Source organism: Loktanella sp. IMCC34160, from assembly GCF_004145845.1.
Classification (GTDB): domain Bacteria; phylum Pseudomonadota; class Alphaproteobacteria; order Rhodobacterales; family Rhodobacteraceae; genus SELP01.
Window position 1 is genome coordinate 427,117 of record NZ_SELP01000004.1, and the last position, 14,210, is coordinate 441,326.

Genomic DNA, 14,210 nt, shown 5'->3' on the forward strand with positions numbered 1-14,210 from the left:
ATAGTGGGGAGGGTGCCATGCCTGAAATCGGAATTGGGATCGTCGGAGGCGGTTACATGGGCAAGGCCCATTCGGTGGCCATGGCCTCGGTCGGGGCGATCTTCGGCACCCATCTGCGGCCAAGGCTGGAAATGATCGCGGCCTCATCGCTGGAAAGCGCCGAACGTTATCGGGCGGCCTTTGGCTTTGCCCGGGCGGCCGCCGATTGGCAGACGCTGATCAATGACCCGGCGGTCGAGGCGGTGGTCATCGCCTCGCCACAGGAAACCCACCGCGCCATTGCCGAGGCAGCCCTTGCGCTGGGCAAACCGGTGCTGTGCGAAAAGCCCCTTGCCGACACGATCCAGGATTCGCGGGCCATGGTTGCCGCGGCCGAGGCGGCAGGCGTGCCGAACATGATCGGCTTCAACTACATCCGCACCCCGGCCAGCCAGTTCGTGCGTCAATTGCTGGCCGACGGCGCAATCGGGCGGGTCACTTGGTTCCGCATGGAACACACCGAGGATTTCCTGTCGGACCCGGACGAACCGTTCAGCTGGCGATGCCGGGGCATGGCAAACGGCAATCTGGGCGATCTGGCCCCGCACCCGATCAACGCCGCGCTGGCCCTGATGGGGCCGATTGCGCGGGTCTTTGCGGATTATGAAACCGTCCATGTGGACCGGCCCGGCGGCACCGTCGACAACGACGATCAGGCCCAGCTGATGTGCCGGTTCGAAAACGGGGTGATGGGGCATATCTTTTCCAGCCGCGTCGCGACCGGGCGCAAGATGGGCTATGCCTATGAAATCAGTGGGACCAAGGGCGCGATCCGCTTCGATCAGGAAGACCAGAACGCGGTCTGGCTGTATCTGGCCGAGGGGCCCGAGGCCACGCGCGGGTTCCGAAAAATCCTGACCGGTCCGGCCCATCCCGATTACCTGCCGTTCTGTCAGGGGCCCGGGCACGGCACCGGCTATCAGGATCAGATCATCATCGAAGCCAAGGATTTCCTGACCGCGATCGAAACCGGCGCGCCGGTCTGGCCGACCTTCCGCGACGGGCTTGCCGTGGCCGAGGTGATCGCCGCCGCCGAAGCGTCTAAATCGCGCGAGGCCTGGGTCGACGTCAGCGAGTTTCAGACAACCCTCTAATCCGGGTGCCCGGCACACAGGCCCGGCCCCGACAACCACAGGAGACGACAGCAATGGCAAGACTGCGTTGGGGCATGATCGGCGGCGGCGAAGGCAGCCAAATTGGTCCGGCACACCGTCTGGGCGCGGGCCTTGACGGGCATTTTGAATTCAACGCAGGCGCGCTGGATCACCGCCCCGAGGCGGGCCGCGACTATGGCCAGCGGCTTGGCCTTGCCGCCGACCGCGCCTATGGCGACTGGCGCGAAATGCTGGAGGGCGAAAAGGGCCGTGACGACCGGATCGACCTTGTCACCGTCGCCACGCCGAACGCGACCCATTTCGAAATCACCAAGGCCTATCTCGAGGCCGGGTTCCACGTCCTGTGCGAAAAGCCGATGACGATGACCGTCGAAGAAGGCGAGGAGATCGTGAAGCTGGCGAAATCCGCCGGGCGCATCTGCGCGGTCAACTACGGGTATACGGGCTACAGCCTTGTCCGGCACATGCGGGCGATGGTGGCGCGTGGCGATCTTGGGGCGATCCGGCTGGTGAAGGCGGAATTCGCCCACGGCCACCACGCCGATGCGGCGGATGCCGATAACCCGCGCGTCCGTTGGCGGTATGACCCGGCGCAGGCCGGGGTCAGCGCGCAGTTCGCCGATTGCGGCATTCACGCGCTGCACATGGCGTCCTTCGTGATCGGGCAAGAGGCCGAAAAACTGAGCGCCGACACCGTGTCCTGCATCGCCAGCCGCGAGCTGGAAGACGATGCCATGGTCAACCTGCGGTTTGACGGGGGCGCCGTTGGGCGGGTCTGGACATCCTCCATCGCGCTGGGCCGCCAGCACGGTCTGACGCTTCAGGTCTTCGGGGAAAAAGGTGGGCTGCGCTGGGCGCAGGAACAGCCGAACCAACTGTATTGGATGCCCTTGGGTGGGCGGTTGCAGGTGATCGAACGGGGCGAGGGCGGGCTGTCGCCCGAAGCCGACCGCACCAGCCGGGTCACCGTCGGCCATGCCGAAGGGATGCCTCTGGCCTTCGCCAACATCTATGCCGATCTGGCCGAGGCGATCCGGGCCGAGAAGGAAGGCCGGGCGATGGACCCCGCCGCCGATCTTTACCCGCGCGCCGAAGACGGGCTGCGGTCTATGGCGGCTGTCTTTGCGGTGGCGGAAAGCGGCAAGGCGGACGGCACCTGGGTCGACGCGCGGCCGCCGATGTTCCGCTAGGGACGGGTGGGGGCGGCCCGCAAGGTCGCCCTTTCGACCAAGGTGCAGGGCAAAAGCCGCCGCTGCGGCGCCCTGTCCGGGTCGGCGATCCGGTCCCGGATCAGGCCGACCGCCGTGGTGACGATATCCTCGGTCGGTTGCCGGATGGTGGTCAGGGACACGTGATCCCACCCCGCCATGGCCATATCGTTCAACCCAAGCAGTCCGACATCGCCCGGGATGGATTTGCCCGCTTGCCGGACCGCATCCATCGCCCCCACGGCGATCACGTCATCGCCGCAAAACCACGCCTCGACCCCGGCGGCATCGGTCAGCGCCTCGGCCATTGCCGCGCGGCCCGATCCATAGGAATAGGCCCCGGCATAGCGCACAACCGGCGTGATCCCGGCCTGTGCCAGACCTTCGGTAAAGCCCTGCAAACGGTCGCCGGTCGTGGCCGCCGTGCGCGGGCCGCCCAGAAACCCTGCTCGGGCATAGCCGCGGTCGATCAGGGTTCGGGCGGCAAGCCGGCCGGCTTCGGTATTGTCGATACTGACAAGGTCGGCGCGGCGGGTGGGCGACGACCAGCCAAAGGCATGAACGACCGGAAGACCGGCCTTCTGGAACATATTCGCGAACTCCGGCGGCAGGCTGGACGACGCGACAATCACCCCGTCCACATTGTATTGCCGGAGCATGTTCAAGGAGCGTTCCGCATCGCCTTCGTCACTGAGGTTGACCAGAAGCGGGCGCAGTTCGGCCGCCTGCAGCGCACGGGTGAACCTGTCGAAAATCTCAAGGAAAAAGGGGTTGGCGAAGTTGTTGGAAATCAGCCCGATCAGCTTGGTCCTTCCCGTCGTCAGGCTGGAGGCAAGGACGTTCGGGGAATAGCCCAGTTCGGTGGCCGCCGCCTCGACCTTGGCGCGGGTCTTGGCCGAAACGGAGGCGCCCGGCGTAAAGGTGCGCGACACGGCGGATTTCGACACACCGGCGCGCAGTGCAACATCCTGAAGGGTAACTGGCATCCGGGCTCCATTGTCAGCGGTGCGCCATCTGACTGCGGCCTCGCCCATTTTGCAACCCGTTGCAACAAGATGCGGCAAATTGAATGTGACTTGCCGAAAATACATCATTCGTGGTCAGATGAAATTAGGTAACCCAAGGGGGATGACATGGCACGCCGCGCGACGATCAAGGATGTTGCCCGCGCATCCGGGCTGAGCACGGCAACGATAGACCGGGCGCTGAACGGCCGGACCAAAGTGCGCGAAGAAACGCTGCGCAAGATCGCAGAAGCCGCGCGCGAGGTGGGTTATCACGCGCGGGGGGTGCTCAATTACCGTCTTGATGCCTCGGTCCCGGAACTGCGATTGGGGCTGCTGCTCTTGAAGGAAAAGCAACCCTTCTACAAGGCCTTCCGGGCAGAGGCGGAACGGGCCATCGCGGCACGGACCGACATTCGCGGGTCTGTCACGATCCGGTTTGCCCAGTCACAATCCCCCGCCGAATTTGCCGAGCTTTTGTCAGAGCTTGGCCGGGTATCGGATGCCGTGGCCGGGATCGCGGTGAACCATCCGGCGCTGGACAAGGCCGTCGGTGACCTGAAGTCGAAAGGGGTGCCGACCTTTTCGCTTTTGAATGATTTTGCGCAAGGAATTCGCAGAAGTTACATAGGGTTGAACAATATCAAGGTCGGCAGGCAGGCGGCCTGGATGCTGACCCAGACAGCCTCGCCCGGCAAGGTGGCGATCTTCGTTGGCGGCAATCGCTGGCATGGCCATGATCTGCGCGAGGTCGGGTTCCGTGCCTTCATGCGGGAGAATGCGCCGGGCTATGAAACGCTCGAGGCGCTGGTCAACCTTGAGACCAGACAGCTGACCTATGAGGCGACGTTGAACCTGTTGGATCGTCACCCTGACCTGCGCGGGATCTATGTGGCGGGCGGCGGCATGGAGGGGGCAATCGCCGCGCTGCGCGAGGCGCGACCCCCGGGCAAAGTGCGCCTTGTGGTGAACGAGGTAACCCCTGACAGCCGCGCGGCGCTGCTGGACGGATATATCCAGATGGTCCTTGTCACGCCCCTGCAGGAACTTTGCCAAAGCACCATCGACCTGGCGATCAAGGCGCGGGCAGAGCCGAACGAAACTGCCTTCGAACAGCATTTCCTTGATCCCCGCATCGTCCTGCCGGAAATCATCTGATGATGTAAAAACATCATTTTGCATGCGCAGAAAAACATCATGCTTGAGGGAATCGACCGGACCGGTGATTGACGGAATCGGTGACTGCGCGCACTGATTTGCCTTGCTTGTTACGCCACGTCACGGGGGAGGATGACCCGGGTGCTGACCACCGCGCTGAACCACATGACCGTTCCGGGGCTGTCCTATGACGCCTTTCTGGACCTCGCGGCGCGGCTGGAGTGCATCGGCGTCGAGGTGCGCAACGATCTGGACCGTCCCCTGTTCGATGGCGCCGATCCAGCCACGGCCGGGGCGATGGCGCGGGACCGGGGCCTGCGTCTGGTCGGCTTGAGCCAGGTTTATCCCTTCAACAGCTGGTCCGATGCGATCGCCGCCGAAGTGCGCGCACTGATCGCGACGGCACAGGCCTGCGGCGCGGAAACCATCAGTCTGATCCCTCGCAACGACGGCACTCAGACCGGAAACGGCGAACGCCACGCCAACCTGCGCATCGCGCTCAAGGCGATCCGCCCGATGCTGGAAGACGCGGGCCTTGTCGCGCTGGTCGAACCCTTGGGTTTTGGCCGGTCGTCGCTGCGGTCCAAGCAGGAAACGGTCGAGACGATCCATGCGCTGGACGCCGGTCATGTCTTCAAGATCGTTCATGACACCTTTCACCACACCTTGGCTGGGGGAAGCCCGCTGTTTCCGGCGGAAACGGGGATCGTGCATATATCGGGCGTGGTCGATCCGGCGCTGCCCGTTGACCAGATGGAAGACGAACACCGGGTGCTGGTCGATGAAAACGACCGGCTTGGGAATATCGAACAGATCGGGGCGTTGCTGGCCGCGGGCTATGCGGGCCCGATCTCTTACGAATGCTTTTCGCCTGAAACACATGCGCTGACGGACCCGTATTCGGCCCTGAAGCGATCTTTCGAATTCATTTCCGCGCAGGTCGCAGAGGACGCCTGACGGGGATGTTTCAGCCCCGGGAAACGGGGACATCCGGCTTGGGAAACGGTGCGCCGGACACCGCTTATGGGAGGAACCCAATGAAGAAGACCCTTATCGCCGCGACGGCCCTCGCCTCTGTGCTTGGAACCGCCAGCTTTGCAGAAACCATCGGCGCGTCGATCGCACGTTTCGATGACAACTTCCTGACCGTCATGCGCAACGGCATGGTCGAATATGCCGCCGGTCTGGACGGTGTCGACCTGCAGGTCGAAGACGCGACTGACGACGTGGCCAAACAGCTTGACCAGATCAACAACTTCATCGCCTCGGGCGTGGATGCGATCATCGTCAACGCCGTGGACACCTCGGCCACCGAAGCCATGACCGCCGCTGCCGAAGCCGCTGGCATTCCGCTGGTCTATGTCAACCGTCAGCCGGTGAACGTCGATACGCTGCCCGACAACCAGGCTTTCGTTGCGTCGAACGAAATCGAATCCGGCACGCTTGCCGCGTTCGAGGCCTGCAAACTGGCCCGTGCTGCCGGTCTGGGGGGTGGCGCAAACGCCTACCTGATGATGGGTCAGCTGTCGAACCAGGCCGCTGTGCAGCGGACCAAGGACGTTGACGATGTCGTCGGCATGGACATGTGCAACTTCATCAACATCATCGACCGTCAGACCGCCAACTGGTCGCGTGACGAAGCGCAGGACCTGATGACCAACTGGATGTCTTCCGGTGAATCCTTCGACATCGTCTTTGCCAACAACGACGAAATGGCCATCGGCGCCATTCAGGCGATGAAGGCTTCGGGCGTGAGCATGGAAGATGTGATCGTGGTCGGCGTCGACGCCACCCAGGACGCGCTGGTTGCCATGCAGGCCGGCGATCTGGATGCCACCGTGTTCCAGGACGCCTTCGGTCAGGGCGAAGGTTCGGTTGACGCAGCATTGGCGCTGGCCCGTGGCGAGGACGTGGACCAGAAGGTCTACATCCCGTTCCAGCTGGTGACCCCGGCCAACGTCGCCGACTTCCTGTCGCGCAACTAAGCGGGCAACCGCACGAACTGGCGGCGGGGCGTTTTCTGCGCCCTGCCGCAATCTTCCGGCGGATCAGGGCCGGGCAGGGATGAAGACTTCAGGGGAGCCGAAAATGGCGGATCAAGCGCACGGGGTCGGCGGACTGACCTACGACAAGTCCAAGCGGGCGTGGCCAAACGAGATCAACATCTTCATGGCGTTGGTGATCATCGTTCTTATTTTCGAACTCATGGGGCAGGTGCTGCCCTACATGAACAACCAAAGCTTCCTGTTCGATTTCAATACCGACCGGGACGGAACCATCCTGAACATCGCACGACTGAAGATTATCATCCTTCAGGTGTCGATCATCGGGATCATTTCGCTGGGGGTCACGCAGGTGATCATCTCGGGCGGGATCGACCTGTCGTCGGGGCCATTGGTGGCCGCGACCGCGATGATCGTGATGTCCTTCGCCCAGACCGAACTGGTGAACGGCAACCCCAACCCCAAGGCGGTTTTCGGACCATGGGCCTTTGACCTTCCGGTCATCGTGCCGATCATTGTGGGCCTGTGTTTTGGCGCCATGATCGGGGCAATCAACGGGGCGTTCATCGCCTTCACCCGCATCCCGCCCTTCATCGCCACGCTGGGCATGTTCCTGATCTGTCGTGGTATCGCGCAGTGGTGGACCCGGGGGCAGCCGGTCTCCTTCCCCACCGAAAGCTATGCCTGGCTCGGGTCGGGAATGATGCCGGTGATCTGGTTCGCCCTTCTTGCAGTGCTGTGCCATTTCCTGCTGCGCTATACCGTCTATGGCAAGCACACCTATGCGATCGGGTCGAACGAAGATGCCGCGCGCATGTCCGGGATCAATGTCAAGCGGCACAAGATCTTGGTCTACATGATCGCCTCCATGCTGGCGGCCATAGCGGCCATCGTCCTGAGCTCCAAGAACCTGACGGCGCAATCCGGGATGGGCCTGTTCTACGAATTGTTCGCCATCGCCATGGCGGTCATCGGTGGCATCAGCCTGACCGGCGGGCGCGGGTCGATCATCGGCACCGTCCTGGGGGCCATGGTGTTCGGTGTCATCCAGTCCGGGTTTACCTACGTGAAACTGGACGCCTATTTCCAGCTCATGGCCATGGGCGGGATCATCATCGGTGCGGTGGTTCTTGACCAGTGGCGGCAACAACGCGCCGCGTCGCGGTCCTGATCGGGGAGGAGAAAGACATGAGTGGTATCGAACTTCACGACATGGGCGACATCATCCTTGAGACACGTGACCTGACCAAGCACTACGGTGGGGTCCACGCGCTGGAAGGGGCCGATTTCATCCTGCGCAAGGGCGAACACGTGGCGATCATGGGCGACAACGGGGCGGGCAAATCCACCTTCGTGCGCCAGATCACCGGCGTGGAACAACGCACCCGGGGCGAGATCATCTTTGACGGCAAGCCGGTGCATTTCGACGGGCCGCTTGATGCCCGCCGTGCCGGGATCGAGGCGGTGTTCCAGACCCTTGCGCTGGCCGACCACCTGGACGTGCCCGACAACCTGTTCCTTGGCCGCGAAAAGACCAAGTGGGACTGGCTGGGTCCGTTCCGGCTGCTGGACTACAAGGCGATGCGCGCCGATACCCTTGCGGCGCTTGAAAAGACCGGCGTGAAGATCCCCAACATCAACAATACCATCGAACGGATGTCGGGGGGGCAACGGCAATGTGTGGCCATTGCCCGGACGGCCAGTTTCCATTCGAAGCTGACCATCATGGACGAACCCACCGCCGCGCTTGGGGTGCAGGAAACCGCGCAGGTGGAAAACATCATCCGCACGCTCAAGGAACAGGGCGAGCCGCTGATCCTGATCAGCCACAACATGCGGCAGGTCATGGATCTTGTGGACCGGATCATCGTCTTCCGCCGGGGCCGGATCGTGGCCAACCTGAACAAGTCGGAAACCGATGGGCAGGATGTGGTGGCCTATATCACCGGGGCCAAGACCCAACCGGAATACGATATCGAAGGGGTCACCTGACCCCTTCGACCGGCTGACCAAGCTTTCCTTCGGGCCTTTGTCGAAGGACCGTGATCTCCGCCGTCTTGGCGGTCCCTGAAAGGATGTCCAAGTGACGAACGAAACCGAACTTCCCCATGCCAATACGGTTGCCCTTGTCACCGGCGGGGCGCAGGGCGTCGGCCGGGCCATCGCCGATCGCCTGATCGCCGACGGCTGCCGAAAGGTGGTGATCGTGGGCCGGGACGCGGCCAAGGGTGAAGCCGCCGCCGCGACTATGTCAAAGGGTGGGGCCGATGTCCGGTTCTTTCGCGCCGACATGGCCGATGCCGAGGCCGCGCAGGCGATGGTGGATTTCGCCGCCGATACCTTTGGCAAGCTGGACGCGCTGGCCCTTGCTGCCGGACTGTCCGACCGGGGCGGGGTTCTCGATGCGACGCCCGACCTGTGGGACAAGTTGATGAACGTAAACGCCCGCGGGCCCTTCTTTGCAATCCAACGCTTTGCGCAGCGGGCGCGCGCCGCCGGACATCCGGCCACCTGCGTCAGCATCCTGTCCAGTGCCGCCCATGTCGGCCAGAGCTTTCTTGCGCCCTATTCGGCATCCAAGGCGGCCATGGCCAATGTCACCAAGAACGCCGCCATGGCCTTGCGGGCCGACAGGATCCGGGTAAACGCCATCGCGCCGGGTTGGATGGATACCGAAGGCGAAGACGCGGTTCAGAAGAAATGGCACGGCGCGGACGACGATTGGCTGGCACAGGCCGAGGCCGCGCAACCCATGGGGATGCTGGTCAAGCCCGCCCATCTTGCCGGGCTGGCCAGCTATCTCCTCGGCTCTCAATCCGGGGTCATGACCGGCACGGTCATCGACTTCGATCAATTTGTCCCCGGGGCCTATCCCGAATGAAGGCCCGAATGAAGGAAAGCAACATGACAGTCAGGTTTGGTGTTCTGGGCGCGGGCCGCATCGGGCAGGTTCACGCGGGCGCAATTGCAACCGTTCCGGGGGCGACCCTTGTGGCGATCGCCGATCCGGTCGCGGCCGCGGCGCAGGCCATGCAAGACAAATATGGCTGCGATATCCGCAGTATCGACGATATCGCCGCCAGCGATGACGTGGATGCGGTGATCATCTGCACCCCCACCGATACCCACGCCGACCTGATCGAACAGTTCTCGAAGGCGGGCAAGGCGGTGTTCTGCGAAAAGCCGGTCGATCTGTCGCTGGCCCGCGTGCAGGCCTGCCTGAAAACGGTCGAGGCCGAAGGCGCCACGCTGATGGTCGGCTTCAACCGCCGCTTCGATCCGGATTTCATGGCCGTGAAGGCCGCCATCGACGAAGGCCGCGTTGGCACCGTCGAAATGGTTACCATCACCAGCCGCGATCCCGGCGCGCCACCGGTGGATTACATCAAGCGGTCCGGCGGCATCTTCCGCGACATGACGATCCATGACTTCGACATGGCCCGCTGGCTTCTGGGCGAAGAGGTGGACACCGTCATGGCAGCGGCTTCGGTCCTGACCGATCCCGCGATTGGCGCGGCGGGTGATTTTGACAGCGTCAACGTGATCCTGCGGACGGCCAGCGGCCGCCAGGCCATCATCACCAACTCGCGCCGTGCCGCCTATGGCTATGACCAGCGGATCGAGGTTCTGGGGTCTGACGGGATGGTGGCGGCGCGCAACCAGCACGAGGCGAACATCGACTTTGCGGGCACCGCAGGCTTTGCCCGCCCGCCGCTGCTGAACTTCTTCATGACCCGCTACACCGCGGCCTATGCCAATGAAATCGCGGCTTTTGTCGCTGCCGTGGCCGATGGGGCGGCGACGCCGACCACCGGGCACGACGGGATGATGGCGCTGGCGCTGGCCGATGCCGCCGTGAAATCCGTGGCCGAAGGCCGGGCGGTGAAACTTTCGGAAATCACTGGCTGAAACGACATGACCGACGCGACCAAACCCCTCGACGTTATCACGATCGGCCGTTCCTCTGTGGACCTTTACGGGTCGCAGATCGGCGGGCTGTTGGAGGATATGGGGAGTTTCGAGAAGTATATCGGCGGCAGCCCGACGAACATCGCGGCGGGGACGGCGCGTCTGGGGTTGCGGTCGGCGCTGATCACCCGTGTAGGGGATGAACACATGGGCCGGTTCATCCGGTCGCAGCTGGCCGCCGAAGGGGTGGACGTGCGGGGGGTAAAGACCGACCCTGACCGTCTGACCGCGCTGGTCCTTCTGGGCATCCGGGACGAGGACCAGTTCCCGCTGATCTTCTATCGCGAGAATTGCGCAGATATGGCCCTGTCGGAAGACGATATCGAGAAGGATTTCATCCGCGAGGCGCGGTCGGTTGTGGCCACGGGCACCCATCTGTCGAACCCCAAGGTGGAGGCGGCGACGCTGAAGGCGCTGCGGATCGCGCGGGCGGCGGGGATGCAGACCGCGCTGGATATCGATTACCGCCCGAACCTTTGGGGCGTGGCGGGTCATGGCGACGGCGAAAGCCGCTTTGTCGAAAGCGCCAAAGTGACGGCCAAGCTGCAATCGACCCTGCACCTGTTCGACCTGATCGTCGGCACGGAAGAGGAGTTCCACATCGCCGGCGGCACCACGGACACAATCGCGGCCCTGCGCGCGGTGCGGGCCGTCACCGGGGCGGTGCTGGTCTGCAAGCGCGGTGCGGCGGGGGCTGTTGCCTTTGAGGGCGCGATCCCCGACAGCCTTGATGACGGGCAGACCGGACCGGGCTTTCCGATCGAGGTGTTCAACGTGTTGGGCGCGGGCGACGGGTTCATGTCGGGCCTTCTGAAGGGCTGGCTGGACGGGGCGGATTGGCCAACGGCGCTGAAATACGCCAATGCCTGCGGGGCCTTCGCGGTGTCGCGCCACGGCTGCACGCCCGCCTATCCGTCCTTGGCCGAGCTGGAGTTCTTTCTGGACCGCGGCGTTGTCCGCCCGGACCTGCGCAACGACCCGGACCTGGAGCAAATCCATTGGTCCACCACCCGCAAGGGACGTTGGGACAGCGTCAAGACCTTTGCCTTCGACCACCGCCTGCAGCTGGAAGAGATGGCGGGCTATACCCCAGCTAAAGGCGCGGCCTTCAAGGAGCTGTGCCTAGAGGCGGCCCTGCGGGTGCAGGACGGGCAGGGCGGCTTTGGCATCCTGTGCGACAACCGGATCGGGCGGCGGGCGTTGCACCGGGCCTCGGGGACGGGGTTGTGGATCGGGCGGCCGACGGAACTGCCCGGATCGCGCCCCATCGCGTTCGAGCCTGAGCTGGGCGACGATCTTGGCCAGTTCCGCGAATGGGCGCGGGAAAACGTGGTGAAGCTTCTGGTCTTTTGCCACCCCGACGACGATGCCGAGACGCGGGCCACGCAAGAGGCGCGGGTCAAGCGGCTGTTCACGGCGGCGCGGCGCAACGGGCTTGAGTTCCTGCTGGAGGTGATCCCGTCGAAGGTCGGCCCGGTGGATGACATGACCACGGCAACCCTGATCGAACAATTCTACGCCGCCGGGGTTTATCCCGACTGGTGGAAGCTGGAGCCATTCAAGACCGAGGCCGCCTGGCAGAATGCGGTGGCGGCGATCGAGGCGCATGACAGGCACACGCGCGGCATCGTGGTTCTGGGGCTCGACGCCCCCGAGGCGGAGCTGGCGCAAAGCTTTGCGCTGGCGGCCAAACAGCCCTTGGTGAAGGGCTTTGCCGTGGGGCGGACGATCTTTGGCGATGCGGCGCGCGCCTGGATGACGGGCGCGATGGATGACGCCGCGGCGGTTGAACAGATGGCGGGCCGCTTCGCGCGCCTGTGCGAGATTTGGGACAAGGCCCGGGCGGACGCCGGGGTGAACAAGGAGTAGCAGCAATGGGCAAGACAATCCGGCTGACAGCCGCGCAGGCGATGGTGAAATACCTTGCCGCGCAAAAGACGCCGCAAGGCGACAGCTTTATCGCCGGGTGCTGGGCGATTTTCGGCCATGGCAACGTGGCGGGGTTGGGCGAGGCGCTGCACGGCATGCGCGATGTGCTTCCGACCTACCGGGGTCACAATGAACAGACGATGGCGCATACGGCAATTGCCTATGCAAAGCAGCTGCGCCGGGACCGGGCGATGATGGTGACCTCGTCGATCGGGCCGGGGGCGACGAACATGGTGACGGCCTGCGCGCTGGCCTATGTGAATCGCCTGCCGGTGCTGTTTGTGCCCGGCGATGTCTTTGCCCATCGCGGCCCCGACCCGGTGCTGCAACAGCCCGAGAACTTTGCCGATGGCACGGTCACGGCGACCGACACCTTCCGCCCCGTCAGCCGCTATTTTGACCGGATCACCCGGCCCGAACAGTTGCTGACGGCGCTGCCGCGCGCGATGCGGGTGATGACCGACCCGGCCGAGTGCGGCCCGGCGACGCTGGCCTTCTGTCAGGACGTTCAGGCCGAGGCCTTCGACTGGCCTGAAGCCTTCTTTGACGAGCGGGTCTGGCACCGCCGGGAACAGCGCCCCGACCCGGCCGAGGTGGCACGGGTGGCGGGCCTGTTGAAGGCCGCGAAATCGCCGGTGATCGTCGCCGGAGGCGGCACCCATTACGGGCACGCCACCGACGCCCTGCGCGCCTTTGCCGAGGCGCATCAGATCCCGGTGGTGGAAACCCAGGCCGGCAAATCGGCACTGCCCTGGGATCACCCGCTGAACCTTGGCCCAATCGGGGTCACGGGCGCGGAAAGTGCCAACACCGTCTGCGCGGCGGCCGATCTTGTGATCGGCGTCGGCACTCGGTTTCAGGACTTCACCACCGGGTCGTGGTCGCTGTTCGCCAACCTGGGGCGCAAGCTGGTCAGCCTGAACGTGCAGGCCTATGACGCGATGAAACACGGGGCGGAGCCGCTTTGCTGTGATGCAAAGGCGGGGTTGGAGGCGCTGTCGGCAGAGATTGCGGGCACGACATTCACGGCGCCCGATGCATCGCTCAAGGCGGACTGGTTCGCCAAGGTCGATCCGCTGACCGATGCGCCGGACGAAGACGCCAACGCCCTGCCGACCGACATGCAGGTCGTGGGCGCGGTGCAGCGGTCGGCAGGGCCCGACACCGTAGTGATGTGCGCGGCGGGCACCATGCCGGGCGAATTGCACAAGCTGTGGAAAGCGGGCCGCCCGGGCAGCTATCACATGGAATACGGCTTTAGCTGCATGGGCTATGAGATTGCTGGCGCCATCGGGATCAAGATGGCCGAGCCGGACCGCGACGTGGTCTGCTTTACCGGCGACGGCACCTATATGATGGCCAACTCGGAACTGGCGACGGCGGTGATGATGGGGATCAAGTTCACCCTGGTGATCACCGACAACCGGGGCTTTGGCTGCATCAACCGGCTGCAAATGGGCACCGGCGGGGCCGAGTTCAACTGCCTGCTGGATCACACGGTTCACGAAAACCCGTCGAACATAGACTTTGTCGCCCATGCGGGCGCCATGGGGGCCAAGGCGGTCAAGGCCGCGTCGATTGCCGAACTGGAGGAGCATCTGGCGCTGGCAAAGGACCACGACGGGGTCTATGCGATCGTGCTGGATACCGACCCGTACCCCTCGACCCCGCATGGCGGAACATGGTGGGAAGTGGGCGTGCCGGAAGTCTCGGTCCGACCCCAGGTCAACGCGGCCCGGGCCAATTTTGAAACCAAGCGCAAGTCGCAGAACAGAGTGTAGAAGG

General features: G+C 64.1%; 12 protein-coding genes. 11 read left to right on the plus strand and 1 reads right to left on the minus strand.

Annotation, left to right across the window (positions count from 1 at the left end):
• Positions 1–17: 17 nt before the first annotated feature.
• Both EU803_RS13240 and EU803_RS13245 read left to right on the plus strand, forming a co-directional pair.
• Entirely contained in the window at positions 18–1,133 is a 1,116-nt protein-coding gene (locus EU803_RS13240; RefSeq protein WP_129683559.1) for a Gfo/Idh/MocA family oxidoreductase, read from the plus strand.
• 53 nt (positions 1,134–1,186) lie between these two features.
• Positions 1,187–2,344 (plus strand): Gfo/Idh/MocA family oxidoreductase, encoded by a 1,158-nt coding sequence (locus tag EU803_RS13245; RefSeq protein ID WP_129683561.1) that lies wholly within the window; start codon positions 1,187–1,189, stop codon positions 2,342–2,344.
• Here EU803_RS13245 and EU803_RS13250 read toward each other — a convergent pair.
• Entirely contained in the window at positions 2,341–3,348 is a 1,008-nt protein-coding gene (locus tag EU803_RS13250) for a LacI family DNA-binding transcriptional regulator (RefSeq protein WP_129683564.1), read from the minus strand. The two genes, EU803_RS13245 and EU803_RS13250, sit on opposite strands and share 4 nt — an antisense overlap.
• 147 nt (positions 3,349–3,495) lie before the next feature.
• On the opposite strand from EU803_RS13250, the gene EU803_RS13255 reads away from it, so the two are divergent.
• The 9 genes from EU803_RS13255 (at position 3,496) to iolD (ending at position 14,206) form a co-directional block, all read left to right on the plus strand.
• Positions 3,496–4,524 (plus strand): LacI family DNA-binding transcriptional regulator, encoded by a 1,029-nt coding sequence (locus EU803_RS13255; protein WP_129683566.1) that lies wholly within the window; start codon positions 3,496–3,498, stop codon positions 4,522–4,524.
• Between the two features lie 132 nt (positions 4,525–4,656).
• Positions 4,657–5,481, plus strand: a complete 825-nt coding sequence (locus EU803_RS13260; protein WP_242494366.1) for a TIM barrel protein — start codon at positions 4,657–4,659, stop codon at positions 5,479–5,481.
• 80 nt (positions 5,482–5,561) lie between these two features.
• On the plus strand, positions 5,562–6,509 hold the full coding sequence (locus tag EU803_RS13265) for a sugar ABC transporter substrate-binding protein (RefSeq protein ID WP_129683568.1): 948 nt from the start codon (positions 5,562–5,564) through the stop codon (positions 6,507–6,509).
• A 103-nt stretch (positions 6,510–6,612) separates the two neighbouring features.
• A complete protein-coding gene (locus tag EU803_RS13270) occupies positions 6,613–7,698 on the plus strand; it encodes an ABC transporter permease (protein ID WP_129683570.1) in 1,086 nt (361 codons plus the stop codon).
• 41 nt (positions 7,699–7,739) lie between these two features.
• Positions 7,740–8,519, plus strand: coding sequence for an ATP-binding cassette domain-containing protein (locus EU803_RS13275; protein ID WP_129683755.1), 780 nt, complete (start codon positions 7,740–7,742; stop codon positions 8,517–8,519).
• A 91-nt stretch (positions 8,520–8,610) separates the two neighbouring features.
• Positions 8,611–9,408, plus strand: coding sequence for an oxidoreductase (locus tag EU803_RS13280; RefSeq protein ID WP_129683572.1), 798 nt, complete (start codon positions 8,611–8,613; stop codon positions 9,406–9,408).
• 23 nt (positions 9,409–9,431) lie between these two features.
• Entirely contained in the window at positions 9,432–10,436 is a 1,005-nt protein-coding gene (gene iolG, locus EU803_RS13285; RefSeq protein WP_129683574.1) for an inositol 2-dehydrogenase, read from the plus strand.
• 6 nt (positions 10,437–10,442) lie between these two features.
• Entirely contained in the window at positions 10,443–12,365 is a 1,923-nt protein-coding gene (iolC, locus tag EU803_RS13290; protein WP_129683576.1) for a 5-dehydro-2-deoxygluconokinase, read from the plus strand.
• A 5-nt stretch (positions 12,366–12,370) separates the two neighbouring features.
• Positions 12,371–14,206: a 3D-(3,5/4)-trihydroxycyclohexane-1,2-dione acylhydrolase (decyclizing) gene (gene iolD, locus EU803_RS13295; protein WP_129683578.1), complete on the plus strand. Its 1,836-nt coding sequence runs from the start codon at positions 12,371–12,373 to the stop codon at positions 14,204–14,206.
• Positions 14,207–14,210 lie beyond the last annotated feature (4 nt).